Annotated in this window: 26 protein-coding genes and 1 riboswitch; of the genes, 21 read left to right on the plus strand and 5 right to left on the minus strand. The window is 65.9% G+C overall.

Going from position 1 to position 26803, the window contains the following annotated elements; all coding sequences use genetic code 11:
- Nucleotides 1–3: 3 nt before the first annotated feature.
- Entirely contained in the window at nucleotides 4–768 is a 765-nt protein-coding gene (locus AC1DD3_RS02005) for a spermidine synthase (protein WP_476880843.1), read from the minus strand.
- Nucleotides 769–791: 23 nt separating this feature from the next.
- Nucleotides 792–2000: an aminotransferase class I/II-fold pyridoxal phosphate-dependent enzyme gene (locus tag AC1DD3_RS02010; RefSeq protein ID WP_230116821.1), complete on the minus strand. Its 1209-nt coding sequence runs from the start codon at nucleotides 1998–2000 to the stop codon at nucleotides 792–794.
- Nucleotides 2001–2092: 92 nt separating this feature from the next.
- Between AC1DD3_RS02010 and coaD the strand changes: the two genes are divergently transcribed.
- The 7 genes from coaD (at nucleotide 2093) to ftsY (ending at nucleotide 10246) form a co-directional block, all read left to right on the plus strand.
- Nucleotides 2093–2593: a pantetheine-phosphate adenylyltransferase gene (coaD, locus tag AC1DD3_RS02015; RefSeq protein ID WP_230116820.1), complete on the plus strand. Its 501-nt coding sequence runs from the start codon at nucleotides 2093–2095 to the stop codon at nucleotides 2591–2593.
- Nucleotides 2594–2783: 190 nt separating this feature from the next.
- Complete coding sequence (locus AC1DD3_RS02020; protein WP_230116819.1) at nucleotides 2784–3308, plus strand: YceD family protein; 525 nt, start codon at nucleotides 2784–2786, stop codon at nucleotides 3306–3308.
- Nucleotides 3309–3344: 36 nt separating this feature from the next.
- Complete coding sequence (gene rpmF / locus AC1DD3_RS02025) at nucleotides 3345–3548, plus strand: 50S ribosomal protein L32 (protein WP_009356569.1); 204 nt, start codon at nucleotides 3345–3347, stop codon at nucleotides 3546–3548.
- Between the two features lie 21 nt (nucleotides 3549–3569).
- On the plus strand, nucleotides 3570–4289 hold the full coding sequence (gene rnc / locus AC1DD3_RS02030) for a ribonuclease III (protein ID WP_230116818.1): 720 nt from the start codon (nucleotides 3570–3572) through the stop codon (nucleotides 4287–4289).
- Nucleotides 4290–4296: 7 nt separating this feature from the next.
- Nucleotides 4297–5256, plus strand: coding sequence for a bifunctional DNA-formamidopyrimidine glycosylase/DNA-(apurinic or apyrimidinic site) lyase (gene mutM, locus AC1DD3_RS02035; RefSeq protein ID WP_476880844.1), 960 nt, complete (start codon nucleotides 4297–4299; stop codon nucleotides 5254–5256).
- A gap of 110 nt (nucleotides 5257–5366) precedes the next feature.
- The gene (gene smc, locus AC1DD3_RS02040; RefSeq protein ID WP_476880845.1) at nucleotides 5367–8978 is read left to right on the plus strand and encodes a chromosome segregation protein SMC; all 3612 of its coding nucleotides are present in this window, start codon (nucleotides 5367–5369) and stop codon (nucleotides 8976–8978) included.
- A gap of 59 nt (nucleotides 8979–9037) precedes the next feature.
- Nucleotides 9038–10246 (plus strand): signal recognition particle-docking protein FtsY, encoded by a 1209-nt coding sequence (gene ftsY / locus AC1DD3_RS02045; protein WP_230116815.1) that lies wholly within the window; start codon nucleotides 9038–9040, stop codon nucleotides 10244–10246.
- On the opposite strand, the gene AC1DD3_RS02050 is transcribed toward ftsY, so the two are convergent.
- Complete coding sequence (locus AC1DD3_RS02050; protein ID WP_476874767.1) at nucleotides 10243–11502, minus strand: MFS transporter; 1260 nt, start codon at nucleotides 11500–11502, stop codon at nucleotides 10243–10245. The two genes, ftsY and AC1DD3_RS02050, sit on opposite strands and share 4 nt — an antisense overlap.
- Nucleotides 11503–11730: 228 nt before the next feature.
- On the opposite strand from AC1DD3_RS02050, the gene AC1DD3_RS02055 reads away from it, so the two are divergent.
- Nucleotides 11731–13095 (plus strand): ammonium transporter, encoded by a 1365-nt coding sequence (locus tag AC1DD3_RS02055; RefSeq protein ID WP_230116814.1) that lies wholly within the window; start codon nucleotides 11731–11733, stop codon nucleotides 13093–13095.
- Nucleotides 13092–13430, plus strand: coding sequence for a P-II family nitrogen regulator (locus tag AC1DD3_RS02060; RefSeq protein WP_015937412.1), 339 nt, complete (start codon nucleotides 13092–13094; stop codon nucleotides 13428–13430). The genes AC1DD3_RS02055 and AC1DD3_RS02060 overlap by 4 nt, the downstream gene beginning before the upstream one ends.
- 101 nt (nucleotides 13431–13531) lie before the next feature.
- On the opposite strand, the gene AC1DD3_RS02065 is transcribed toward AC1DD3_RS02060, so the two are convergent.
- Nucleotides 13532–14935 (minus strand): glucose-6-phosphate dehydrogenase, encoded by a 1404-nt coding sequence (locus tag AC1DD3_RS02065; protein ID WP_476880846.1) that lies wholly within the window; start codon nucleotides 14933–14935, stop codon nucleotides 13532–13534.
- A gap of 143 nt (nucleotides 14936–15078) precedes the next feature.
- Between AC1DD3_RS02065 and ffh the strand changes: the two genes are divergently transcribed.
- Entirely contained in the window at nucleotides 15079–16659 is a 1581-nt protein-coding gene (gene ffh, locus AC1DD3_RS02070) for a signal recognition particle protein (protein ID WP_476880847.1), read from the plus strand.
- Nucleotides 16660–16714: 55 nt separating this feature from the next.
- On the plus strand, nucleotides 16715–17449 hold the full coding sequence (locus AC1DD3_RS02075; protein ID WP_476874770.1) for an alpha/beta hydrolase: 735 nt from the start codon (nucleotides 16715–16717) through the stop codon (nucleotides 17447–17449).
- A 1-nt stretch (nucleotide 17450) separates the two neighbouring features.
- Here the strand turns inward: AC1DD3_RS02075 and thiC are convergent, their stop codons facing one another.
- Nucleotides 17451–19265 carry a phosphomethylpyrimidine synthase ThiC gene (gene thiC, locus AC1DD3_RS02080; RefSeq protein ID WP_230116810.1) on the minus strand — a complete coding sequence of 605 codons (1815 nt, stop codon included), beginning with the start codon at nucleotides 19263–19265 and terminating at the stop codon, nucleotides 17451–17453.
- Nucleotides 19260–19367, minus strand: a riboswitch (TPP riboswitch). (Overlaps the previous gene by 6 nt.)
- An 89-nt stretch (nucleotides 19368–19456) precedes the next feature.
- On the opposite strand from thiC, the gene AC1DD3_RS02085 reads away from it, so the two are divergent.
- From AC1DD3_RS02085 to lepB (AC1DD3_RS02130), 10 genes are all read left to right on the plus strand, one after another.
- On the plus strand, nucleotides 19457–20551 hold the full coding sequence (locus AC1DD3_RS02085) for an amidohydrolase family protein (RefSeq protein WP_230116809.1): 1095 nt from the start codon (nucleotides 19457–19459) through the stop codon (nucleotides 20549–20551).
- Nucleotides 20552–20619: 68 nt separating this feature from the next.
- Nucleotides 20620–21495: a VOC family protein gene (locus AC1DD3_RS02090; protein ID WP_230116808.1), complete on the plus strand. Its 876-nt coding sequence runs from the start codon at nucleotides 20620–20622 to the stop codon at nucleotides 21493–21495.
- A 132-nt stretch (nucleotides 21496–21627) separates the two neighbouring features.
- Nucleotides 21628–22065, plus strand: coding sequence for a hypothetical protein (locus tag AC1DD3_RS02095; protein ID WP_476874771.1), 438 nt, complete (start codon nucleotides 21628–21630; stop codon nucleotides 22063–22065).
- A gap of 260 nt (nucleotides 22066–22325) precedes the next feature.
- Entirely contained in the window at nucleotides 22326–22736 is a 411-nt protein-coding gene (gene rpsP / locus AC1DD3_RS02100; RefSeq protein WP_230116806.1) for a 30S ribosomal protein S16, read from the plus strand.
- Between the two features lies 1 nt (nucleotide 22737).
- Nucleotides 22738–22980, plus strand: a complete 243-nt coding sequence (locus tag AC1DD3_RS02105; RefSeq protein WP_076802241.1) for an RNA-binding protein — start codon at nucleotides 22738–22740, stop codon at nucleotides 22978–22980.
- A 133-nt stretch (nucleotides 22981–23113) separates the two neighbouring features.
- On the plus strand, nucleotides 23114–23719 hold the full coding sequence (gene rimM / locus AC1DD3_RS02110) for a ribosome maturation factor RimM (RefSeq protein ID WP_230116805.1): 606 nt from the start codon (nucleotides 23114–23116) through the stop codon (nucleotides 23717–23719).
- On the plus strand, nucleotides 23720–24532 hold the full coding sequence (gene trmD / locus AC1DD3_RS02115; RefSeq protein ID WP_230116804.1) for a tRNA (guanosine(37)-N1)-methyltransferase TrmD: 813 nt from the start codon (nucleotides 23720–23722) through the stop codon (nucleotides 24530–24532). It begins immediately after the preceding gene.
- A gap of 234 nt (nucleotides 24533–24766) precedes the next feature.
- The gene (gene rplS, locus AC1DD3_RS02120; RefSeq protein ID WP_056632605.1) at nucleotides 24767–25126 is read left to right on the plus strand and encodes a 50S ribosomal protein L19; all 360 of its coding nucleotides are present in this window, start codon (nucleotides 24767–24769) and stop codon (nucleotides 25124–25126) included.
- Between the two features lie 82 nt (nucleotides 25127–25208).
- The gene (lepB, locus tag AC1DD3_RS02125; protein ID WP_230116802.1) at nucleotides 25209–25889 is read left to right on the plus strand and encodes a signal peptidase I; all 681 of its coding nucleotides are present in this window, start codon (nucleotides 25209–25211) and stop codon (nucleotides 25887–25889) included.
- A complete protein-coding gene (gene lepB, locus AC1DD3_RS02130) occupies nucleotides 25890–26801 on the plus strand; it encodes a signal peptidase I (RefSeq protein WP_230116801.1) in 912 nt (303 codons plus the stop codon).
- Nucleotides 26802–26803: the final 2 nt, after the last annotated feature.

Below are 26803 nucleotides of genomic sequence, written 5' to 3' on the forward strand. Positions count from 1 at the left end.
GCCTCAGCCTGACAGCTGATCCAGGTCGACTCCCGCCAGTACCTTGGCCGGGTGCGGCCCGCGGGCTGTCAGGGCGGCCGTCCATTGGGGCGGCCATGGCTTCTGCGTGCCGGCCAGGATGATGTTCCCGGGATACCGGCCGGTGAACATGCCGGCTTCGGCGAAGGCGGCCACATCGGTCATGGCACGCCGCAGGGCCGCGACCTGGCTGCGGACCAGGGTCAGGCCAGGCTCGTCACCGACGTTCACGATCAGCACGCCGCGCGCCGACAGCCGTGCCGCGCATTCCTTATAGAACTCCTGGCAGGCGATATGTTCCGGAGCGTCGGGGCCGGAGAAGATATCCAGGATGACGACGTCAAAGCGCAGGTCCGCGGGCAGCTCCGCCAGCGCTTCGCGGGCGTCGCCGATAACCGTGTGCAGTTCGGTGCCTTCGGGCAGCGGTAGCTGCTCCAGCACGAAGTCCAGAAGCTCCCGTTCAAGCTCCACTGCGTACTGCACGGATCCCGGGCGGGTCGCCTGGATGTACCGGGCCAGGGTCAGCGCGCCGGCTCCGAGATGCAGGGCAGTGACCGCCTCCCCCCAGGGCGCCGCGAGGTCCACCATGTGACCGATCCGGCGCAGGTACTCGTAGAAGATGTCTTCCGGGTCCGCCAGGTCGACGTGTGACTGCTCGGCCCCGCCGATGCTGAGCACGAAGCCGCCGTCAGTGAACGGGTCCGGTTCTATGACGGCATGCTGGCCGGTGGTGCGGAGAAAACGCGACACCGGCGAGTGACCTTCCGCCACCGTCAGAGCCTGTCCCGCAAGGTCGCCAGCCTGGTGGCCGCTTCTTCCAGGACCTCGGTCTTCTTGCAGAAGGCAAACCGCAGTAGGCTCCTCGTTCGCTCGGCCCCCTCGGGGTGGCAGAACACAGGAACGGGAATGGCGGCCACGCCCACGAGCTCAGGCAGGCGCCGGGCGAGTTCCACGGAATCACTGATCCCCAGGGGAGACGTGTCGACATTCACGAAATACGTGCCCTGCGGCGTGAACACGTCCAGGCCCGCCGCCCTGAGACCGTCACTCAGGATGTCGCGTTTCTTTCCCAGCGTGGCGGCGACGCCGTCGTAGAACGCGTCGGGCAGCCCCAGCCCGGCCGCAATCGCGCTCTGGAAAGGCGTGCCGGAACTGTAGGTGAGGAACTGCTTCACGGTCCGGATGGCAGACACGAGGTGCTCCGGCCCGCTCAGCCAGCCAACCTTCCAGCCGGTGAAGGAGAAGGTCTTGCCGGCCGAGGAGATGGTGACGGTCCGCTCCGCGGCACCCGGCAGGGTTGCCACCGGGATGTGGCCGACGCCGAACGTGAGGTGCTCATAGACCTCGTCGGTGACGATGAGGGCGTCATACTTCCGGGCCAGTTCGACCACGCGCTGCAGGACGTCCGCCGGAAAAACGGCGCCGGTGGGGTTGTGCGGATTGTTGAGCAACACCACTTTGGTGCGGCTGCTGAACGCATTTTCGAGTGCCGCGAGGTCAGGCATGAAGTCAGGGGCGAGCAGCGGCGCCGTGACATGCGTGGCACCGGAAAGGCCGATAATCGCGCCATAGGAGTCGTAGAAGGGCTCAAAGGTCAGGACCTCGTCGCCGGGGCCCACAAACGCCATCAGCGATGCGGCGATACCCTCGGTAGCGCCCGTAGTGACGATGACCTCGGTGTCCGGATCCGGAGCCAGTCCGTAAAAGCGCTGCTGGTGGGCGGAGACAGCCTGCCTCAGCTCGGGGATGCCTTTGCCCGGTGCGTACTGGTTAGAGCCCTGGGCGATCGCCGCCTGGGCGGCTGCCTTGATTTCCGCGGGGCCGTCTTCGTCCGGGAACCCCTGGCCGAGGTTGATGGCGCCGGTCCGGACGGCCAGAGTGGTCATTTCTTCGAAGATCGTGACGCCCAGGGTTCCGTCGGAAGCCAGGAGGTTCGCCCCCATGGCCGCCCGCTGCCAGGGCGCCGGAAGTGTCTCTGCCATTACGTTCCCGCCTGTCCGGTCAGCCCACTTTCCTGCGCGGCTGATGCATCCAGTCATGGTATCCCGGCTTGGACATACGGTAGGTTCGGAGCATGAGACGCGCCGTATGCCCAGGCTCCTTCGACCCCATCCACAACGGACACCTTGAAGTCATCGCCAGGGCCGCGAGCCTCTTCGACGAAGTGATCGTGGCCGTGTCCACCAACTACGCCAAGAAGTACCGGTTCACGCTGGAGGAACGGATCGAGATGGCCAAGGAGACGCTGGCCTCCCTGCGTGGCATCGTCGTGGAGCCTGTCGGTGAAGGCCTCCTCGCCGAGTACTGCCGCCAGCGCGGCGTGTCCGCCATCGTCAAGGGCCTGCGCTCGTCCTCGGATTTTGACTACGAGCTGCCCATGGCCACCATGAACCGGCAACTGAGCGGCGTGGAGACAGTGTTCCTGCCCGCTGAGGCGCACTACCTGCACCTGTCCTCGACACTGATCAAGGAAGTGTTCACCCTGGGCGGGAACGTGGCCGAATATGTGCCCCGGTCCGTCCTGAAACGGCTTGTCGCGGGTGGGCCTGCCCCGGGCCAGCCGTCGAGAGGGTAGGCTTGACCGGTACATTCCGGCTTTCCGCCGGTTGTGTGGTGCTTTTCCCGGTCGCATGGCGGCTGGCCTTAGCTCCTCCGCTTTGCCGGGGCCGGCCTCCGGTTTGAGTCCCCCGAGGACTTCAGGCTAAGATAATACGTCGGTCATATGTTCAACAGGAGTTCTCATTAAACGAGATGCTAGTTCGCCCTTGATGCTTGATGTCAAGGACCTCGGACGCAGTCCGGGGAGCATGCGTACGCTCACCGAACATGTGCCCGCGCCAGGTGATCTTGGCGTGGCGCTCATTGGCGTTCAGGAAGGCTCGGACATCGAGCTTGACCTGAGGCTTGAGGCCGTACACGAAGGAATTCTGGTATCCGGAACCGTTATCGTCGAAGTGACCGGCGAATGCGGCAGATGCCTGGATCCCCTTGCGTATGACCTCGAAGTCAATGTGCAAGAACTTTTCTTCTACGAGGGCGCCCAGTTCTCCGACGGAGAAGACGAAGAAGAGCAATATCGAATCGAGCACGATCTAATCGATCTTGAGCCGGTGTTGCGGGACGCAGTTGTAACCATGCTGCCGTTCCAGCCGGTGTGCCGGGAAGACTGCCAGGGCCTGTGCTCCGAATGTGGAGTGCGCCTGGAAGACGAGCCGGGGCATCACCACGAGGTCGTAGATCCTCGCTGGGCTGCCCTAGCTGACTTGGCTAAGCCTGACCGGCAAAATTGATTTGTAAGTGTTTTTCTAGAGAGAAATGAGTTAGCCGTGGCTGTCCCGAAGCGGAAAATGTCTCGCTCGAATACCCGCGCCCGCCGCTCCCAGTGGAAGGCGACTGCCCCCCACCTGGTGAAGACTGTCGAGAACGGCCAGGTTACTTACAGCCTGCCGCACCAGGCAAAGGTCGTCACCGACTCGGCTGGCACCGCGCTGTTCCTTGAATACAAGGGCCGCAAGGTCGCAGACGTCTAATCGGCCCACAGGCTGACCAGGATGTCTTCAACTGAAGAGCTTCTGAAGCGTCTCGGTGTCTCCATTGACACCGAGACGCTTCGTCTTGCTCTGACACACCGTTCCTATGCCTACGAAAACGGGGGCATACCCACCAATGAACGGCTCGAGTTTCTGGGGGACTCCATTTTGGGTTTCTCAGTAACCGATGCGCTCTACCGCGATAACCCGACGCTGCCCGAGGGCGACCTCGCCAAGCGCCGGTCGGCCGTGGTCAGTACCCGTGCCCTTGCGGGCATTGGACGCAGCCTGGGCATTGGTGACTACATCTACCTGGGGCAGGGCGAGAAGCTCACCGAAGGCAAGAACAAGGCATCGATCCTCGCTGACACGATGGAGGCGCTCATCGGTGCCACCTATGTGTCCAACGACATCGAGACCGCCCGCCAGCTTGTCATGCGCCTGATCGGTCCGCTCCTGCAGGATGCAGCCGCCCTCGGGGCCGGCACCGACTGGAAGACCAGCATCCAGGAACTGGCTGCCGGCCGTCAGCTCGGCAGCATCTACTACGCCGTGGAAGGGTCTGGTCCAGACCACGCGCGGACGTTCGTCGCAGAGCTGCAGATTGGCGGCACGCCGTACGGCAAGGGATCGGGCCACTCCAAGAAGGAAGCGGAGCAGGAAGCTGCAGCCGACGCCTGGCGCAAGCTTTCCGGCGCAGACACGGCGGAAGCTCCTTCGGAACCTGCCGCCGGCAGCTAGGTGCGCGGTGCCTGAACTCCCCGAGGTCGAGGTGGTCCGCCGCGGCCTGGTGAACTGGGTTCTCGGCCGGACCATCACCGGCGTCGAAGTCTTGGATCCCAGGTCCGTGCGTCGCCACGCCTTGGGACCTGAGGATTTTGCCGGGAACCTTGAAGGCGCGACGGTCCTTGACGTGGTCCGCCGCGGAAAATTCCTGTGGATGCCATTGCAGGGCGAAGGCGCTGATTCGGTCGACCCTTCAGTGCTGCCCCAGGTTGCCCTGATGGCGCATCTGGGCATGAGCGGCCAACTGCTGATGCAGGACAGCGACGTGCCGGACGAGAAGCACCTCAAGGTGCGGTTGCACTTGAGCCCGCGGGCCGGGATGCCCGGGCAACTCAGGTTTGTGGACCAGCGGATCTTCGGCGGCCTGTTCGTCACGTCGCTCATCCCGACGGACGACGCCGGCCCGGGCGGGCTGGCCGAGGTGCCGATGCCCCTTGTCGCCCAGGAAGCGTCCCATATTGCGCGCGACCCCTTGGACCCGCACTTTTCCTTCGACGACTTTTATCGCAGGCTGCGGAGCCGCAGGACAGGTCTCAAGAGGGCACTCCTGGACCAGGGCCTGGTGTCCGGGATCGGCAACATCTACGCAGACGAAGCCCTGTGGCGCGCCAAGCTTCACTACGCGCGCCCCACGGACAAGCTCCGGCGGGCGGACGCCGAGCGGGTCCTCACTGCAACCCGCGAGGTCATGCTCGACGCCCTCGCGGCAGGCGGCACCAGTTTCGATTCTTTGTACGTGAACGTTAACGGCGCCTCAGGCTATTTTGACCGTTCCCTCAACGCGTACGGCCGGGAAGGGGAGGAATGCCGCCGGTGCGCGGAGTCCGGCATTGTCAGTCTCATGAAACGCGAGCAGTTCATGAACCGTTCCTCCTACACCTGTCCGGTGTGCCAGCCGAGGCCCCGAAACGGCCGTTGGTGACCGCTGTCTCCGGGCACGAAAGGCCGTAAATCCGCGGATTCCGGCCCTTATGGCAGTACATTTAGGCAGGACACGCAGCCGCTGCCGCCACTCAGGAGATCCGAAATACCTTGCACCTCAAGAGTCTGACCGTCCGGGGCTTCAAGTCGTTTGCCTCGGCCACGACCTTCGACTTTGAACCCGGAGTCACCGCGGTGGTGGGGCCCAACGGCTCGGGTAAATCGAACGTGGTGGATGCGCTGGCCTGGGTCATGGGCGAACAGGGAGCCAAGACGCTCCGCGGCGGCAAGATGGAAGACGTGATTTTCGCCGGTACCTCCGGCCGCCCGCCTTTGGGGCGCGCGCACGTCTCGCTGACCATCGACAACTCCGACGGCGCGCTTCCCATCGAATACAGCGAAGTGACGATCTCCCGGACGCTGTTCCGCACCGGCGGTTCCGAGTACGCCATCAATGGCGCCGGTTGCCGCCTCCTGGACATCCAGGAGCTGCTGTCCGATTCCGGCCTGGGACGCGAGATGCACGTCATTGTGGGCCAGGGGCAGCTCGACAAGGTACTGCACGCCACACCCGAAGACCGGAGGGGTTTCATTGAGGAAGCCGCCGGCATCCTCAAGCACCGGCGCCGCAAGGAAAAGACCGTCCGCAAGCTCGAGGCCATGCAGGCCAACCTGCAGAGGCTCAGCGACCTGACAGGAGAAATCCGGCGCCAGCTGACACCGCTGGGCAAGCAGGCGGAAGTTGCGCGGCGTGCCCAGACAGTCCAGTTCGAGGTCCGGGATGCCCGTGCCCGGCTGCTGGCCGACGACCTCGTCCGGCTTCAGAACACCCTGGCCCAGGACGTCGCCGACGAAACCGCGCTCAAGACGCGGCGCGCCGTCGTCGAGAACGAGCTGGGAACCGGCCGTCAGCGACAGGCCGCGCTGGAACAGCTCGCTGCCGAGGCAACCCCCAGGTTGAATGCTGCACGGGACACGTGGTACCAGCTGTCGGCCGGCCGCGAACGGCTGCGGTCGCTCGGTTCCTTGGCGCAGGAACGGTGCCGGCTGCTGGGCTCCGCGGACGCGGCACCCGATCCCGGCCGAGACCCCGACCAGCTGGAAAGGCAGGCGGCCCGCGTGCGGGCCGAGCATGCCGAACTTGAGCAGCAAATCGTCGCCAGGCGCGACGTTCTGGCGACCGCCACCGCCGCGAAAACCGAGGCGGAAAGCGCCGCTGCTGCCGAGGAAAAGCGCCTCACGGCCGCCCTCCGTGCCGCTGCCGACCGGCGAGAAGGCCTGGCCAGGCTTGCCGGCCAGGTGGCGGCGGCGAGGTCCAGGGTGGAATCGGCGCAGGCAGAAGTGGGCCGGCTGCGCGAGTCCCAGGCTGCAGGCGATGAGCGCAGGAAGCTGGCCCAGTCCGAGTTCACGGCGCTTGAATCGCAGGTTGCCGGAGTCGAGGACGGCGAGGAATCCCTCGACGCCGAGTACGAGGACGCCACTGTGGTGCTGGACGCCGTTCTCGCAGAAATCGAATCCCTCCGGAGCGCCGAGCGGGAGGCCGTGCGGGAGCGAGATGCACTCCGGGCCCGGCGGGATGCGCTCCAGTTGGGCCTTAACCGCAAGGACGGGTCCGGGCACGCCCTCGCGGCCGGGCTGCCCGGCGTCGTGGGATCGCTGGCGTCGGCGCTGACGGTCGAACCCGGCTACGAAACCGCCATTGCAGCCGCTCTTGGCACTGCCTCGGATGCCGTTGTTGTCCGGGATGGCGCAGCCGCGGCTGCCTTGGTGCAGCTCCTGAAGGACGACGACGCCGGCCGCGCCACTCTGCTGCTTGAAGATCAGGCAAAGCCGGCGGGCTTTTCGCCGGACGGCACCGGGAAGCTGCCGGACGGGTCCGGCACGCTGCCGGAGGGTGCCCGATGGGCGACGGAGCTCGTGTCGGCATCCGGCGCCGCCGCAGCGGCGGTGCACGGGCTGCTGGCGTCGACGGCCGTCGTCGATGGCCTGGACTCCGCGGCCGGCCTGATTGGCGAACGGCCCGGGCTGACAGCCGTCACCCTCGCCGGCGACGTGTTCACGGCACTCACCGTTACCGGGGGTTCGGCCAAGGCGCCGTCGCTGCTTGAGGTGCAGGCCGCCGTCGACGACGCCGCGTCCCGGCTTGCCGGGGTCACCGCAGGGCTGGAGCAATGCCGTTTCGCACTGGCGGGCGCGGAGTCCCGCCGGTCCGCGGCGCAGGACAGGGCTGACTCGGCACTGGAAAGGCTGCATGACTCCGACGCGCGGCTCGCGGCCGTGGCGGAACGGCTGGGCCACCTGAATTCGGTCCTGCGCAGCGCCGTGGGGGAGAGCGAACGGCTGGCCGCGTCGCTGGCACGGGCCGAAGCCAACATCGTGACCGAGCAGGAAGCCCTCACCGCAATCGCCGCCCGGCTGGCTGCGGCCCAGGAGGCACCTGCCGAGGAAGAGCCGTCCACCGGGCGGCGGGACGCCATGGCCGAGGCTGCCACCCTGGCGCGTTCAACCGAGATGGATGCCAGGCTCTCGCTGCGCAGCGCCGAGGAGCAGCTGTCCGCTATCCGCAACCGCGCAACGTCGCTGGAACGCGCGGCCGCCTCGGAACGCCGGGCCCGCGAGGAGGCCGCCGAGCGGGCACGCCGCCGCAGGGTCCAGGCACGGCGGGCTGCTGCCGTGTCCCATGCGGTGGCGCACACGATCCGGTTCAGTGACATCTCGGTCGAACTGGCTGCCCGGGAACGCGATATTGCCGAGCAAAACAGGGAGCAGAGGGACCGTGAGCTGGCCGAGGTCCGGACCGCCAACGACGCCCTGGCCCGGGAGCTTGCGGAACTGACGGATTCGGTGCACCGTGACGAGCTGGCCCGTAGCCAGCAAAGGCTGCGGATTGAGGTGCTGGAGAACAGATCGGTCGAAGAGCTGGGGCTCACGACCGACCAGCTCGTGGCGGACTACGGCCCGGACCGGCCGGTTCCGCTGCCGGCGGGCGGGTCCACGGACAAATGGGCGGAGCTGCGGGCGCCCGTCGATGACGACGGCAAGCCCGTGGTGGAGGGGAAGCCCTTTGTGCGGGAAGAGCAGGAAAAGCGGCTCCGCAAAGCGGAACGGGACCTTTCGTCCCTGGGAAAGGTCAACCCGCTGGCGCTGGAGGAATTCGCGGCGCTGGAGGAAAGACACCAGTTCCTGAGCACGCAGCTGGAAGACCTCAGGTCCAGCCGGAAGGACCTGCTGGACATCATCAAGGAAGTCGATGACAGGGTGCAGCGCGTGTTCGCGGAGGCCTTCGCCGATACGTCGGCGCAGTTCGTCCGGGTCTTCGCCCGGCTATTTCCGGGCGGTGAGGGCCGGCTGGTCCTCACTGATCCCGGCGACATGCTCACCACAGGCATCGAGGTCGAGGCGAGGCCGGCGGGCAAGAGAATCAAACGGCTTTCCCTGCTGTCCGGCGGTGAGAGGTCCCTGACGGCGGTAGCGCTGTTGGTGGCGATCTTCAAAGCCCGGCCCTCGCCGTTCTACGTGATGGACGAGGTGGAGGCGGCGCTGGACGACACCAACCTGGGCCGCCTCATTACGATCTTTGAAGAGCTTCGCGAATCCAGCCAGCTCATCGTGATCACACACCAAAAGCGGACCATGGAGGTGGCGGACGCGCTGTACGGCGTAACCATGCGCGGAGACGGCGTGTCCACTGTGATCAGCCAGCGCCTGGGAGCCGACGTCTAGCTGTACGGACAGGCCCGGACCGCCCGCAGCGCCGCGCGGTGTTATGAGAAGCTAGGGGTGTGAACGACATCCTCCCCATTCTCCTGCCCATTCTTGCTGCCCTGGTAGTCATCGGCGGGCTGGTCCCGGTGCTGCTTAAAGCACGGAAGTCCGGCACCCGGTACCCAGATACACGCGACGCCAACGATCCGGTGAACCCGCTGGGAGGCGGCGGAACCCTTCTGGAAGACCGCCCGGTGGCGGCTCCCGAGCGGAAGGCCCCGGGCGGCGTCGACGTTGAAGGGGTCGAAACGGAGGTTCCGGACGACGTTGCCGGCCTCGAAACTATTCCGGTCGAGACTCCGCTGCCTGTGGAGGGACGCCTCACCCGCCTCCGGGAACGCCTGGTCAAGTCGAACAACGTCCTCGGTAAGGGCCTGCTCGCGCTGCTTTCCAGCGACAAGATTGATGAGAATGTTTGGGACGAGGTGGAGGAGACGCTGCTCCTCGCCGACCTCGGCACCGAGCCCACCATGCAGCTTGTGGACGCCCTCCGCGAGCGGGTGAAGGTCCTGGGCACCCGTTCACCCGATCACGTCAAGGCACTCCTCCGAGAAGAGCTCATTAAGCTTGTCGACCCCACGATGGACCGGAGCCTCCACATCGAACGGCACGCTGACAAGCCTGCCGTAATGATGGTGGTCGGCGTGAACGGTGTGGGAAAGACCACCACTGTGGGCAAGCTCGCTCGCGTCCTGGTCGCGGAGGACAAGGACGTTCTGCTCGGTGCCGCGGACACCTTCCGCGCAGCCGCCGCCGAGCAGCTGGCCACGTGGGGCCAGCGGGTCGGCGTTGCCACCGTGAAGTCCGACGTCGACGGAGCGGACCCGGCGTCGGTCGCCTATGAGGCGGTCAAGGCAGGCATCGAACAGGAAGTCGACGTGGTCATGATCGACACCGCCGGACGGCTGCAGAACAAGGTCGGACTCATGGACGAGCTCGGCAAGGTCAAGCGCGTCATCGAGAAGCTCGCGGAAGTGGACGAAGTGCTCCTGGTGCTCGACGCCACGACCGGCCAGAACGGGCTCAACCAGGCGCGGGTCTTCGCCGAAGTAGTGAACATCACAGGCATCGTCCTGACCAAACTGGACGGGACAGCCAAGGGCGGCATCGTCGTGGCCATCCAGAAGTCCCTCGGCGTTCCCGTCAAGCTCATCGGGCTCGGCGAGGGCGCGGATGACCTCGCCCCGTTCGAAGCCGAAGGCTTTGTCGACGCGCTGCTGAACTAGGACTGGCTGGACTGGGGCGCGGTCGCCGTCTGCGCCGTCTCCCGGGCGAGAAGCCAGGCGACAGCCGCCAGCAGCAGCACGCTGCCCGTCACCGCGAAGGCCCAGCCGTAGCCCAGCGCATCCGCCAGCAGACCGGCAAAAACCGGTCCAAGGATGGCGCCGATGTCGGCGGTCATCTGGTAAGCGGCGAGCACCCGGCCGCCGGACCGCTCGCGGCCAATCACGTCGGCTACGGCGGCCTGCTGGGCAGGCCCCAGCAGGCCCGCGCCCACGCCTGCCAGCATCGATGCGGCAAGGAACCAGCCCAGCACATGGGTGAGGCCTATCCCGCCGGTTGCCAGTCCGGTCAGCGCCAGCCCGGCGAGCATCATCGGCTTCCGGCCAAGACTGTCAGCCAGCCTGCCTGAAAATGTCAGGGCCACGGCGTTGCCCGCGGCAAAAACGGCCAGCGCCCAGCCGGCTGCCTCGGGTCCGGAGCCTAGGGCGGTGACGGCGAACAGGGGCACGGTGGCCATCCGCACGCCGAAGGTGGCCCAGCCGTTGGCGAAACTTGAGAACAGCGAGGCACGGTAGGCGCTGTCGCGTAGCGCCTCACCGAATTGCATGGCCGGTACGGCCGAAGCGTCATGGCCGCCCGTGCGCGGCACGTGGCTGAGCTGCGTCTGCACCACGAGCGCCGCCAGCACCAGGGCTCCGGCGTAGGCCAGGAACGGCACCCGCAGCCCGAACCCGGCCAGCAGGCCCCCCACGATGGGACCGCAGACATTGCCGATCAGGAACGCCGAGGCGTAGGCGCCGGACACCCTCCCGCGGCTCTCCGGAGGGGCCAGTCGGATCACCAGCGCCATCGACGCCACCGTGAACATCACCGATCCGGCGCCGCCAAGCCCCCGGAACACGAGGAGCTGCCAGTAGTTCTGCGCGAAGGCGCAGGCCGCGGTGGAGGCCGCGACGATGAGCAGTCCCGTTACGTAGACCGGCCGCTCACCCAGCCGACCGATCAGCGCGCCGCCCGCAGGGGCGAACATGAGCCGCATGAACGCGAAGATGCTGACGATCACCGCTGCGGCGGTAGCTCCGACGTCGAAAGTTGTGGCGAACTGGGGGAGCACCGGAGCCACCAGCCCGAAACCCAAGGCTATGAGGAACGCTGCGACAAGCATCACCTTGATGTCGCGGGGCAGCCGGGCCTGGCTGGCCCGCCTGACGGCTGGGAACCGCAGTCTTCCGGCGGCGGGACGGGAGCGTGGCGTCATGAAGCGGAGATCCTTGCAAAAGGGACGGAGTGGCGGTTTGGGACTGGTGAAACATAACCGTAACAAGCCAGATATGCACCATTTACTTCCGGGAGGTTCTTGTAACAGGCCGGCAATCTAAATCCTCCGCCAGCGAAACACAGCCCGGCAAAACTTTACTTAGAACGCAAAAGGCGTTGGGACAGGGCGGGCAACTCCGCACAACAAAAGCAAGAGAGGACGTAGACCATGGAACTCACCGCAGGTCTCGTTTGGCTCCTGGTCGCTTCAGCACTCGTGCTGTTCATGACCCCGGGCCTAGCATTCTTCTACGGCGGCATGACCCGTGCGAAAGCTGCCTTGAACATGATGATGATGAGCTTTGTGGCCATCGGAACCGTGGGCATCATGTGGGTTCTGTGGGGCGCGTCGATGGCGACGAGCAACGAGGACAACTTCTTCCAGATCTTCGCGAACCCGTTCAGCCACTTCGGTCTGCACAACTTTACCGATCCCGCGGATCTGCTCAAGGTCGGCTACGCCGCCACCTTCGCCATCATCACCGTGGCACTGATCTCCGGAGCCGTCGCTGACCGCGCAAAGTTCTCGGCATGGACCATCTTCACGCCCATCTGGGCCACCCTGGTTTACGCCCCCCTGGCCTACATGGTCTGGGGCGGGGGACTCTTCTCCAAGGATGGCTGGTTCGGTCAGACGTTTGCTCCGGTGATTGACTTCGCCGGCGGCACAGTCGTCCACATCAACGCCGGCGTGGCAGGGCTCGTCCTGGTACTGATCATCGGTAACCGCAAGGGCTTCGGCAAGGACCCCAACCACCGCCCGCACAACATTCCGTTTGTCATGCTCGGTGCAGCCATCCTCTGGTTCGGCTGGTTCGGCTTCAACGCCGGTGCGGCCGCCACAGTTGAACAGGCTGGCCTGATCTGGATCAACACCCTGGCAGCCCCGGCAGCCGCGATGCTCGGCTGGCTCGCTGTGGAACGGTACCGTGACGGTCACCCGACTTCGCTGGGCGCCGCTTCCGGTGTCGTCGCCGGCCTGGTCGCCATTACCCCTGCCTGCGCCAACGTGTCTCCGCTTGGTGCCATCGCCCTCGGCGTAGTCGCAGGTGTCGCCTCCGCACTGGCAGTTGGACTGAAGTTCAAGCTGGGCTACGACGACTCACTCGACGTCGTCGGCGTCCACCTTGTCTCCGGCGTCGTCGGAACCGTGGCCATCGGTTTCCTCGCGACACCGACACAGGGCCAGGCGGGCCTCTTCTACGGGGGAGGCACCACCCAGCTCGTCGCCCAGGCTTTGGCGGCCCTCATGGCCATCGCCTTCACCTCGGTCATGACCTTCATCATCGCCTACCCCATCCACAAGTTCATGGGCTTCCGTGTCTCCCAGGAACAGGAAGTGGTGGGTGTGGACCTCAGCCTGCACGCCGAGACCGCCTACGAGTTCGGCATCGGCGGCCACGGCGGCAGCTTCCAGCCGCTGCATGAACTGATCACCGGCAACGCCCAGACCAGCGGCACGACGACCGCCGCGCCGGGCGTAGAGGGCAAGAAGACAGAAGCAGCATCAGGCAAGGAAAGCGTGGGGGCATGAAACTGATTACAGCAATCGTCCGTCCGGAGAAGCTCGAAGCCATCCGGGAAGGCCTGGAGGCCTACGGGGTCCAGGGCCTGACGGTCAGTGCAGCCAGCGGCTACGGCCGGCAGCGCGGTTACACCGAGGTCTACCGGGGTGCCGAGTACAACGTGGACCTGCTGCCCAAGATCCGCGTGGAGGTTCTGGCCACGGACGAACAGGCTGACGACATCCTGGATGTCATCATTGCCAGCTCCAACACCGGACGGGCCGGCGACGGCAAGGTCTGGACCATGGATGTCTTCGAAGCAGTGCGGGTGCGGACGGGCGAGCGTGGCGTAGCAGCCATCTAGCACCGGACAGCAAGCACAGTCCCAGCCCAACGGGAATGCAGAAAAGGGCCGGTCACCTGAAACGGTGGCCGGCCCTTTTGCATACCCAAAGCGATTCGGCCCTATTTAGTACGGACCGAACCTGCCAAGCCGTCCGGAGCGTTCGTGCCCGCCTCGTATTCCTCCAGCGGAACGGAGTCCCGCGACCAGGCCCTGAGCACCGGCTCCACAATCCGCCAGCACTCCTCGGCGGTGTCTCCCCTGACCGAGAGCAGGGGATCGCCGGTCAGGACGCCCTCCAGCACCTCCCCGTAGGGGAGCAGTTCGGAGGCATTCAGCTCCGCATTGAGGGTGGTGCGGTCCAAACTGAAGATGTCCCCGGGACCGTTGACGTCGACGTCGAGCTCGAGGGTGTCAGGCCCGAAACCGATCCGGAGCTTGTTGGGGGCGTCAACGCCGGAGAATCCCTTGGGAAGGTGCGGCACGGGCCGGAACGTGACCACGGCCTCCTTGCGTTTGTCGCCAAGCGCCTTGCCGGAGCGAAGAATGAACGGCACGTCCTTCCAGCGCCAGTTGTCAATGTCCACCCGGATTTCAGCGAGCGTTTCGGTGTTCCTGTCCGGGTCGACCCCCTCCTCCTTGACGTAGTCGGGGACCTTCCTTCCGTCGATGCTGCCGGCCGCGTAGCGGGCACGGCGCGTGCTGGTCTTGTACGGCGGCCTGATGCTGCTGGCACGGAGGACAGCGGCTATGGCGTCCCGGAGGTCGCGCTCGCCGAGCGTGGCCGGCGGTTCAATGGCCATCAGGGCCATGATCTGCAGCAAGTGGCTCTGGATCATGTCCCGGAGGGCGCCCGCGCTGTCGTAATACCGGGCGCGGCCTTCGAGGGCCAGATCTTCGTCGAAGATGATCTCCACCTGCGCGATGTGTTCACGGTTCCACACAGGCTCCAGGAAGTTGTTGGCAAAGCGCAGGCCCAGGATGTTCAGCACTGTGGCCTTGCCCAGAAAGTGGTCCACCCGGTGGATGTGGTCTTCGGGGACGAGGTTCAGGAGTGTCCGGTTGAGCTGGCGCGCGGACTCCTCTCCGGAGCCGAAGGGCTTCTCCATGACGAGCCGGGTGCCGGCAGGGACCTGCCGCGGCGCCAGTATCTCACAGGCTTTCTGACTCACGTGCGGTGGCAGGGCGAAGTAGACGGCCACTGGGCCCTCCAGCTCTGCCAGCAGCGAAGCCAGAGGACCGTCCGCAGTGACGTCGAGCTGATGATAAGTCGTGGCCTTCGCGAGCGACGTGAGTGCCTTCTTCCCGGCGGAGTCGGCCCCGCCAGCCGCATCGGCGAAGGCGGCATGGACACGGTCCTGCCACTCCGCCGGCGACCACGGGTCCGATCCCGCCCCCACGAGGTTGAGCCCGCCGGCCCCGCCTTTGGCCACCAGCCGGGCGAGCCCGGGCAGTAGGAGCCGGCCGGTGAGATCGCCGGAGGCTCCCAGAATGAGCAGAGTTTTCACAGTTGTTTGGCTCGTCACCCTGACAGCATGCCACCTTGGAGGCCCGGCTTGGTACCCTAGATAGTCGAGTCCCGTCGTCGACGCGGTTGGAAACAACGGCCGAGACGCTGGTGTGCCGCAGGGCAGCCATCCGTACATCCACTGAAAGAAGTGCACGGCGCGTGTTCAATTCACTCTCTGACCGGTTGACAGCAACCTTCAAGAATCTCCGTGGCAAGGGCCGCCTCACCGAGGCAGATGTCGACGCCACAGTCCGGGAGATCCGGCGGGCCCTGCTGGACGCAGACGTTGCCGTGCCCGTGGTGCGCGAATTCACCGGACGCGTGCGCGAGCGTGCACTCGGCGCCGAGGTCAATGCCGCGCTGAACCCGGGCCAGCAGATCGTGAAGATCGTCAACGAGGAGCTCGTCGAAATCCTCGGCGGGGAAACGCGCCGCATCCGCCTGGCCAAGACCGGGCCCACCATCATCATGCTTGCCGGACTCCAGGGCGCCGGCAAGACAACTCTCGCCGGCAAGCTCGCCAAGTGGCTCAAGGCGCAGGGTCACAGCCCCATCTTGGTGGCCGCCGACCTCCAGCGCCCTAACGCAGTGACCCAGCTGCAGGTCGTCGGCCAGCGCGCCGGCGTTCCCGTCTTCGCCCCGCACCCCGGAGCCACCTCCGAGCTTGAGCACCCGGCCGGCGACCCTGTCGCCGTCGCCCGGCAGGGCGTCGAGGACGCCCGCCAGAAGCTTCACGACGTCGTGATTGTGGACACCGCCGGACGTCTCGGCGTCGACGCGGACATGATGGAACAGGCACGCCAGATCCGACGGGCCATCGTCCCGAATGAAGTCCTCTTCGTGATCGACTCCATGATTGGCCAGGACGCTGTGAACACGGCGATGGCCTTTGATGAGGGCGTCAACTTCACCGGCATCGTGCTGTCAAAGCTCGACGGCGATGCCCGCGGCGGTGCCGCGCTTTCCGTCGCGTCGGTCACCGGCAAGCCCGTCATGTTCGCGTCCACCGGCGAAAGCCTGGACGATTTCGAGCTGTTCCACCCGGACCGCATGGCGTCCCGCATCCTCGACATGGGCGACGTCCTCACGCTGATCGAGCAGGCCGAGAAGTCCTGGGACAAGGACGAAGCTGCGCGGATGGCGAAGAAGTTCGCCGACCAGGAAGACTTCACGCTGGACGACTTCCTCGCCCAGATGCAGCAGATCCGCAACATGGGCTCCATGAAGAAAATGCTCATGATGATGCCCGGCGCGCAGAACATCCGCCAGCAGTTGGAGCAGTTCGACGAGCGCGAAATCGACCGTGTCGAGGCGATCGTCCGCTCCATGACCCCGCACGAGCGAGTCGCTCCCAAGATCATCAACGGCTCGCGGCGGGCCCGCATCGCCAAGGGTTCCGGTGTTCACGTTTCCGAGGTCAACGGCCTGCTGGAGCGCTTTGCCCAGGCCCAGAAGATGATGAAGAAGATGGCCCAGGGCGGCGGCATGCCGGGCATGCCCGGAATGCCCGGAATGGGGGCCGGCGGCGGTGCCCGCAAGGGTGCCAAGAATGCACCCAAGAAGAAGGCACGTTCGGGCAACCCCGCCAAGGCGGCACAGGAACTCCGTGACGCAGAGGCCCGGCGCGCCAGCGCGGCCAAGGCGCTGCCCACGGGCGCTGCCTTCGGCCAGCAGGGCGGCGACTTCGACCCGTCCGAGCTGAACCTGCCGAAGGGCTTCGACAAGTTCCTCGGCAAATAGGCGCACTGTCATGTCGGCCCGCGCCGATGTCGGGCCTCTGCCATAAGGTTGGGTCATGTTTAAGCAGCGGGTAGTGTTCGTCCACGGGGCCGGGAGCTTCGGCTCCGCCGCCTGGCCGCGCCAGCACGGCATGGCCCTGCAGTATGACGCCCTTTTCCTGCGGCGGCACGGCTTCGACGCCGAAGCGGAACCGCTGGAGACGGACTTCGCCGAGGACGCCCAAATCGTGCTTCGGTCGCTGGCCGATGACGGCCGGGGCGCTGCCGGAGGCCACGTGGTGGCGCACTCCCAAGGGGCCATCGCAGCGATGATGGCCGCCGTCGAACGCCCGGACCTCGTGTTCTCGCTGACGCTCGTGGAGCCCGCCTGCTTGTCGCTGACCGCGGAACTGCCGGCCACGGCGGCCCACCGGGCGTTGATGGAGCCCCTGTTCGAGGTCCGGCACCAGCTCGGCGACGACGACTACGAGCGGGAGTTTGTGCGGCGTGCCTTCGCTGCGGAAGCGCCCGGCCCGAGCACGCCGGAAGCGAGGCGTGCCGCCAGGCGACTGCGGCTGCAGGCACCTCCCTGGCAGGCCCCATTGCAGATCGTTCCGGGCGTCCCTACTCTGGTCCTCACCGGCGGTTGGGAACCCCTCTATGAGGAGATTGCCGGGTACCTCAGGGAGACCGGCGCCCTGCACCGCACTGCCGCGGGCGGGCACCGGCCCCAGGATTCCCCCGAGGGTGACCGTTTTATCCGGTCATTTGTTGCCGAGGTCGGCCGGCGGCGACAGCCCCGGGCGTCCTGATTTAGCGGGTTGTTTCCGGAAGCTTGAGCTCCGGCAGATAGACCTTTCCGCCGGCGGCCAGGAACTCCTGGCTCTTTTCACGCATTCCTTCGGCCATCTCGGCAAGTGCCGCCTGCGCTTCGGCCGAGCCGTACTCGTTCCGGATGTCCTGGCTGATGCGCATGGAGCAGAACTTGGGCCCGCACATGGAGCAGAAGTGTGCGGTCTTGGCAGGCTCGGCCGGCAGCGTCTCGTCGTGGAAGGCCTCTGCCGTTACCGGGTCAAGGGACAGGGCGAACTGGTCCCGCCAGCGGAACTCGAAGCGCGCCTTGGACAGGGCGTCGTCCCTCTCATTGGCGCCGGGGTGGCCCTTGGCGAGGTCTGCGGCGTGGGCGGCGATCTTGTAGGTGATCACGCCGGTCTTCACGTCGTCCTTGTTGGGCAGCCCCAGGTGTTCCTTGGGCGTCACATAGCAGAGCATGGCCGTACCGTAGCGGGCGATCTCCGTGGCACCGATGGCGGAGGTGATGTGGTCGTAGCCGGGCGCCACGTCCGTGACCAGCGGGCCGAGGGTATAGAACGGAGCGCCCTTGCACAGCTCCTGCTGGCGCTCGACGTTCTCGCGCACCAGGTGGAACGGGACGTGGCCTGGGCCTTCAACCATCACCTGGACGTCGTATTCCCAGGCACGCTGGGTCAGCTCCGCCAGGGTGTCCAGTTCGGCGAACTGTGCGGCGTCGTTGGCATCGGCGGTTGCGCCCGGCCGGAGGCCGTCGCCGAGCGAAAAGGAGACGTCGTATTTGGCGAAGATCTCGCACAGCTCGTCAAAGTGCGTGTAAAGGAAGTTCTCCTGGTGGTGTGCGAGGCACCAGCCGGCCATGATGGACCCGCCGCGGGACACGATGCCCGTGACGCGGTTGGCGGTCAGCGGGACGTAGCGCAGCAGCACTCCGGCGTGGATGGTCATGTAGTCCACACCCTGCTCGCACTGCTCAATCACGGTGTCCCGGAAGATCTCCCACGTCAGGGCATTGGCCTCACCGTTGACCTTCTCCAGCGCCTGGTAGATCGGAACGGTGCCGATAGGGACGGGGGAGTTGCGGATCAGCCATTCGCGGGTGGTGTGGATGTCATCGCCGGTGGACAGGTCCATCACGGTATCCGCGCCCCACTGGGTGGCCCACTGCAGCTTGTCCACTTCCTCTGCAATCGAACTGGTTACCGCCGAGTTGCCGATGTTGGCGTTGATCTTTACCAGGAACGCCTTGCCGATGATCATGGGTTCGGACTCGGGGTGGTTTATGTTGTTGGGGATGATGGCACGGCCTGCAGCCACCTCGCTGCGCACCAGTTCAACGTCGCAGTTCTCGCGGAGTGCCACGAAGCGCATTTCCGGGGTGAGGACGCCCTGCCGGGCATAGTGCATCTGGGTCACCGTCTTGCCCCCGACGGCGCGGCGGGGCACCGGCTGCGCTCCCTTCCACTCCGCGGAAGCTGCGCCGCGACGTACAGCCGACCTGCCGTCGTCGAGCAGGTTCCGCTGCCGGCCGCCGTACGGCTCCGTGTCCCCGCGTGCTTCGATCCATTCCGAGCGGAACGGGGCGAGGCCCACTACCGGGTCGCTGCCCGGACCCGCAGTCCGGTAGACCCGCAGCGGCTCGTTCTGCTCCCCGTTGGGAGACGGCTCCAGGGCGATTTCCGTGACCGGGACGCGCAGGCCTTCCCCCTCGATGTAAGCCAGTGAGTGCGACTTCAGCGACTGGGTGGTCTGCTGGCCAGCTTCGTTATGGGCCGCCTCGTTTTGGGCAGGGCTCAGCCGTGTTTTCTGGGTGTTCATTTACTGCTCACTTCCTTCGCCGGCATTACCCGGACAGGTTCAACGGTCGCAGGCTGCGCTAGCCCGATCTCAGCCCCTGCAGGGGCACCCGTGTGGTCGTAGACGAAGCTACCACAGGGCGGCAGGCGGGTGCCGCATCCGTGCCGGGTGTGACACACGCCGGGCCGGGCCGTACGGATTACGCTTGAGCCATGGCGCCCATCATCGAATTCAGCGGGACCGCGCTTACCGGCCCGGACCAGGAGCGGGCAGGCCTTTGGGCCGTGGACGGCCGGCTGACCTTCCGCCGCCCGGCAGTCGTCCCGGACGCAGTACTTGACGGCTGGGTGCTGCCCGGCTTCGTGGATGCCCACTGCCACATCGGGCTGGGGCCCGGAGGCGCCGTGGACGACGACACCGCCTATGCCCAGGCGATGACTGACCGCGACGCCGGCACGCTGCTCGTCCGGGACGCAGGCGCGGCCAGCGATACCCGCTGGCTCCAGCGCAGCCCGGAAGCGCCGAGGATCATCCGGGCCGGGCGGCACATCGCCCGGACAGGCCGCTATCTGAGGAATTTCGCCGTCGAAGTGGAGCCGGAGGGCCTTGTCGAGGCGGTCCGCAAGCAGGCGCGTTCCGGCGATGGCTGGGTCAAGCTGGTGGGGGACTGGATCGACCGCGACGCCGGCGACCTCGCGCCGTCGTTTCCCGCCTCGGCGGTACGGGACGCCGTCAGCGCCGCCCACGATGAGGGCGCCAGGGTCACTGCACACTGCTTCGCCGAAGACACGCTCGACGACGTGCTGGACGCCGGAATCGACTGCATCGAACATGCCACGGGACTTCTGCCGCGGCACATTCCCAGGCTGGTCGAGCAGCACGTGTCGATCGTTCCCACACTGATCAACATCGCGACGTTCCCGGATATCGCTGCCCAGGCCGAACCCAAGTTTCCGCGCTACGCGGCCCACATGCGGGCCCTGTGGGAAGGCCGGAATGAACGGATCTTGGAAGCGCACGAAGCCGGGGTGCAGGTTTTCGCTGGAACGGACGCGGGCAGCGTGATCCGGCACGGCCGGATAGCTGACGAGATCCTGGCCCTCCACGCCGCAGGCCTTCCGGCGGCTGCTGCCCTGGACGCCGCCTGTTGGGGTGCCCGCCGGTGGCTGGGAGCGGAGGGCCTGGCCGAAGGGGCAAGTGCCGACGTGGTGTTGTGCACTGAGGACCCCCGCGAGGTGCCCGGAACCATCAGGGATCTCAGGGGCATAGTTCTGCGGGGACGCGTTGTCCGTTTAGGAATAAATTGAAGCTTCAAGTAATTTAGATATGTAGAGACCATCGAAATCCGGTGGCCAGGGAGTCCGGGAGTACTCAAATGACACCAGCAGCCAGCAGCCAGGATCTTCTTCCTGCCGATCTCACCATGGGCACTGTGATGCTCAAAGTGGGGGACATGAACCTCATGACCGACTACTACCAGCGGGCGCTCGGCCTCGACGTCGTGGCGGAGCAGGACGGCGGCCTTTACCTTGGCAGGCTTAAGACGCCGCTGGTTCATCTCGCTCCCGCCCCGGGCCTGAATATTCCGGGCCGGGGAGAAGCCGGCCTCTTCCACACGGCACTCCTGTTCGACAATCAGGAGGCACTGGCAGCCACCGTGGCCACCGCGGCGCAGTACGAGCCGCAGTCCTTCACGGGAAGCGCCGACCACCTGGTCAGCGAGGCTTTCTACTTCAGTGATCCGGAAGGCAACGGCATCGAACTCTACTGGGACCGCCCCCGCGATGCTTGGTCTTGGGACGGCAAGAATGTAGTCATGGACAGCCTTGCGCTGCCGCCGCAGAAGTACCTGCAGGACCACCTGACCCAGGGTGCGGTGGAGGGCCAGCGCGGCACGGAGGCAGGGGTGGGTCACGTCCACCTGCAGGTTGGCGACGTCCAGTCGGCCCACGACTTCTACGTTGGCACCCTCGGATTCGAGAAGACGGCAGGCTGGCACGGCCAGGCCCTGTTCGTCTCCGCCGGAGGCTACCACCACCACATGGCCATGAACGTCTGGAACAGCCGCGGCGCAGGTCCCCGGCGGGACACCCTGGGCCTGGGCGAAGTCCTCATCGAAGTCCCGGCCGGCGACGACGTCGGAGCGCTCGCCGACCGCCTAAAGGTCGCCGGAGTCGCTGCCCACCACACCGGGGCGGAGCTTCGGTTCCAGGACCCGTGGCGCAACCGCATTCGTGTCGCCGTGCGCTGAGCGCGCAGTACGCCGAAACCATCGTCGGCTGAATCCACGCGGCGGGTGTGGGTTAGGCTGATTTCGACCATCCCCGGGCGGCCGCCGCTGCCGCCTGGGGACCCCGCCGTCGACGGAACGAGGACGATGTCCATGGGCTTCACCGAAATGTTTGTTGCCACCCACAGTGAAGCCCTCAAGCGCGCCGCTGCACTTGGCGCCGGCGCCTCCGCGTCCGCCGGGGGCGTCCGGATTCCCGGGATCAGCGACTTTGAAATTGAACAGCTTGGTGATCTCGCCGGCACGGCCGTGCACGCAGCGGGTGCCGACTATGAACTCGCCATGGTGGACGTGGCCAGCGACGCGCTGCTCGGAGTGCCGCCGGCCATGGTCCGTGCGCTCGCCGAACTGCTCAGCTATGAATCCGAAGGGGAGGGCAACGTCCTGGACGATGTTGCCGAGAAGTGGGCGGCCGAGGACGACATGCCCTTTGGCGCGGACGAGGCGCGGAAGTACGTCCAGCAGCTGGCAGAACTCGCCGGAAGCGTCGACGAGAACAGCCGGACCGGCCTCTACGTGTGGTCTTCCTGACCGACCGCAGGCACCGGGCACGCCAGCGCGGTCACGCCGGCGGGAGCGCCTTTTAGCCCCCAGGCCGCCGAAAACGGAGCCCGGGGGCATGTCAAGTCGAAATAGTGCCGCCGATCTGGCACAATAAACAGGTACTTGATCTGCGTGGCCCCTCTCTCCGCGTCCGGATCTTGTCCTTTTAGAACCCCCTAGTACGGCCCGCCCCACGGGTGCAGAACGCCGGGCTCGACCCCGTTTCAGAAACAGGAGTGACCACAAAAGTGGCCGTAAAGATTCGCCTTAAGCGCTTCGGTAAGATGCGCGCACCGTACTACCGCATCGTCGTCATGGACGCACGCTCCAAGCGTGACGGCCGTGCCATCGAAGAAATCGGCAAGTACCACCCCACCGAAGAGCCCTCGTACATCGAGGTCGACACGGACCGTGCCCAGTACTGGCTCGGCGTCGGCGCACAGCCGTCGGAGCAGGTCGCCGCGATCCTCAAGATCACCGGTGACTGGCAGAAATTCAAGGGTCTCCCGGGCCAGGAAGGCACCTTGAAGACCAAGGTTGCCAAGGAAGCCTTCGTTGCTCCGGAAAAGGGTTCCGTGATCATCCCGGAAGCCATCACCAAGAAGGCCAAGGCAGAAGCTCCCGCCGAGGCTGAAGCAGAGACCACCGAGGCTGAGTAAGTTGCTGGCAGAAGCGCTCGAACACCTTGTCCGCGGTATCGTTGACTCCCCTGAGGATGTCAAGGTCAGCGCGAAGAACAACCGCCGCGGGGACACCCTCGAAGTGCGCGTTCATCAGGAGGACCTTGGACGGGTAATCGGACGCCAGGGCCGCACCGCGCGCGCACTGCGCACCGTTGTGGCGGCATTGGCAGATGGCGAGCAGGTCAGGGTCGACGTCGTCGACACCGACCGCCGCCGGTAACGCGCCTGCAACACTTGTCTTGAGTCCGGCCCCTCCACCAGCTAACGGTGGAGGGGCCGGACTGTTTTTACCGCAAGACCGACGCGCAACCACAGCGCAAACTTTCACAACGCACTCCGGAACAGAGGAACACATGCAGCTTCAGGTGGCACGAATCGGCAAGCCCCATGGAATCCGCGGCGAGGTGACCGTCCAGGTGCTCACCGATGCCCCGGACGACCGGTTTGTCCCCGGCACGGAGCTCGTGGTGGAGCCTGCGTCGGCCGGGCCCCTGACCGTGCTCAGTGCACGCTGGAACAAGGACATCCTCCTTCTCGCGTTCGAGGAAATTGAAACCCGGAACGAGGCGGAGACCCTCCGCGGCGCCAAGCTGTTCATCGAAACCGAGGAGCTCGACGAGGACGACGACGAAGGCTGGTACGAGCATGAGCTGGTAGGCCTCGAAGCGCGCGTCGGCTCCCAGGTGGTCGGCAAGATCTCGGGTCTGAACACGATGCCCGTCCAGGACCTGCTGGTCGTGGAGACTCCCGACGGCAAGGAAATCCTCATTCCCTTCGTGGAGCAGATCGTTCCCGAGGTGAACGTGGAAGAAGGCTATGTCCTGGTGACCCCTCCGGCCGGGCTGTTCGAGATCAACACCGACGACAGCACCGCCGAAGACGCTGAAACTGCGGGCGAGGCGGAAGCCGAGGCCGGAGAGGCAGAGTCCGGCCGGCCCGAGTCGGGGGCCAAAGCCTAGATGAGAATCGACGTCGTCAGTATTTTTCCCGAGTATCTGGCACCGCTCGAACTCTCGCTGATCGGTAAAGCACGCCAGGACGGGCTACTGGACCTCAACGTCCACGACCTGCGCACTTTCACCACGGACCGCCACCGCACCGTGGACGACACCCCCTACGGCGGGGGAGCCGGCATGGTGATGAAGGCCGAACCATGGGCGCAGGCGCTGGCGTCCGTGGCCGCGGCGCGTCCGGCTGCTGCGGGCAAGCCGGTGCTGATCGTTCCGTCTCCGGCGGGGGAGCGCTTCAACCAGGCGCTGGCCTACGAGCTTGCGGAGGAGGACCAGCTGGTCTTCGCGTGTGGCCGCTACGAAGGAATTGACGAACGCGTCATCGAATGGGCGGAGGAACACTTCACGGTGCGCCCCGTCAGCCTCGGCGACTACGTGCTAAACGGCGGCGAAGTGGCTGTCCTGGCCATGGTCGAGGCGATCGGCAGGCTGCTGCCGGGCGTTGTGGGCAATCCGGAATCACTCGTGGAGGAGTCGCATTCGGACGGCCTGCTCGAGTACCCCGTCTACACCAAGCCCTCCGTCTGGCGGGACCGCGAAGTGCCGGCGGTCCTGCTCAGCGGCAACCACGGAAAGATCGCACAGTGGCGCCGCCACGAGCAGTACCGGCGGACGGCGGAACGCCGCCCGGACCTGCTGGAGACGTTCGACGCCGGAAGTCTTCCCCGTGCTGACCGCACCGCCCTCGCGGATCTCGGGTACGACGTCGTTGACGCTCGCCTTAAGCGGCGCCCGGACGCCGGAAGCACATCGTCCGCCTGAAGTCCCGCAGCAATTGGTTGTAGACCTCCGAGTGTGGCAAAATTAGTCTTTGTGTCTGCTGGGCCCGCACCTGCCACAGGGGGAGCGCAGCCAACAGCAGACACCCCGGTGCCGCCAATCAGTGGCGGGGCCGGACCACAACACTTTCGGCGGCAATTCCCGGGACCTAACTGTCCGGGCTTGGCTGTCGTGACCCAACGTGGATGACCTGTGGCGTTCACCAGGAGTGGATCAATGCATATCCTCGATTCCGTAGATGCAGCCTCGCTGCGCACCGATGTTCCCGAGTTCCGCGCGGGTGACACCCTCAAGGTTCACGTGAACATCATCGAAGGCAAGAACTCCCGTGTCCAGGTATTCCAGGGCTTCGTCCTGGGCCGCCAGGGCGACGGTATCCGTGAGACCTTCACGGTCCGCAAGGTTTCCTTCGGTGTCGGCGTAGAGCGTACCTTCCCGGTGCACTCCCCGATCATCGACAAGATTGAGCTCGTCACCAAGGGTGACGTGCGCCGCGCCAAGCTTTACTACATGCGTGCACTGCGCGGTAAGGCCGCGAAGATCAAGGAAAAGCGCGACTTCAGCACCGCCAAGTAAGTCTTCCGGACTTCACGGCGGGTCCCAACCCGTATCCGGCCAGCGCCGGAGCCATCCGCGACAGCGCCACAGGATACGGACCATGGACAACACAAAACGCCAGCCAGGGAAACCGGGCTGGCGTTTTGTGTTTCTTGCGCTTGCCGCCGCCGTCATCCTCAGCGGACTGGTCCGCTCCCTGTGGCTGGACGTGTATTACATACCGTCGGCGTCCATGGAGCCGCTGTTCAACACGGGCGACAGGATTCTGGTTTCCCGCACCGACTTCCAGTCCGACCCGATTCGCCGCGGGGACGTCGTGGTGTTTGACGGCCGGGGCTCGTTTGCGCCGTTGAACTCCGGCTCGGGGCCGTTGCAGGAGGCCCTGGCCTCGGCCGGACACTGGCTGGGCCTCACCGGCAGTGATACTACTTACGTAAAGCGCGTCATCGGCCTGCCGGGCGACAGCGTCGTATGCTGCGACGACCAGCACCGGCTCACAGTGAACGGCCAGCCGCTCGTGGAACCCTACCTGTATGCGGGAGATGAACCGAGCAGCCAGAAGTTCAGCGCCTCCGTGCCGGCGGGGCGGGTGTGGCTGCTCGGGGACCACCGCTCGGTGTCGGCTGACTCACGCAGCCTGCTGGGGGCGCCGGGTGGAGGCATGGTGCGAATGGACAGGGTAATCGGGCGGCCGGTACAGATCCTCTGGCCGCTTGATAGATTTGCGTCAGTGGCACGGCCACCGCTGGCGGCCATAACAACGACTAAGGACGGACAGTAAATGCCCGAGACAGACCCCGGGACTTCCGAGCCGCAGCGGGCAGCTGCCAGGCCGGGACGACATGCTTCGGGCGAGCCCGTTTCGGCAGTGGCCGTCCCCGGCGAATCCGCACCCCCCCGCTCTGGCGAATCTGCGCAGACCGGACCTGGCGAAGCTTCACCGGCCGGTGCCGGCGAAACCGGATCGGCACGCTCAGGCGAGCCCGCAGCGGCCGGATCCGGCCGCAAGAGGCCGGCTCCCGCCCGAAACCCGTTTCTGGTGTGGCTGAAGGAAATTGCCACGGTGGTGGTCATCGCCGTCGTCCTCTCCTTCCTCATTAAGACGTTCCTTTTCCGTGCGTTCTACATTCCGTCTGAGTCCATGGAGAGCACCCTGGACGTCAACGACCGCATCTTCGTGAACCTCCTCGTTCCTGAACCGTTCGCCCTGGCGCGCGGCGACGTGGTGGTGTTCAAGGACACCAAGGGCTGGCTGCCGCCGGCTCCGCAAAAGGCCGACGGACCGTTCACCTGGGTCGAGGACGGGCTGACCTTTGTGGGGCTCCTCCCGGACAACTCTGAGCAGCACCTGGTCAAGCGCGTCATCGGCCTGCCAGGAGACCACGTGATCTGCTGCGACGCCGACAGCAAACTGACCGTCAACGGAGCACCGCTTGACGAAAAGTACGTGAACCCGGCCGAGGTGCCGCTGGTGCGGAACTTCGACGTCGTGGTGCCCGCAGGCAAGGTCTGGGTCATGGGGGATAACCGCAACCATTCCGCGGACTCCCGTGCCCACACGGACACCAACGGCGGCTTCGTGGACCTGGCGGACATCGAAGGCAGGGCAGCCGTCATCGCCTGGCCCGTGAACCGTTGGGCCGGCCTGGATGACTATCCTGACGTCTTCAAGAATGTTCCGTCGGCAGGTTAGCG

Source organism: Arthrobacter sp. 05T444, assembly GCF_056395905.1.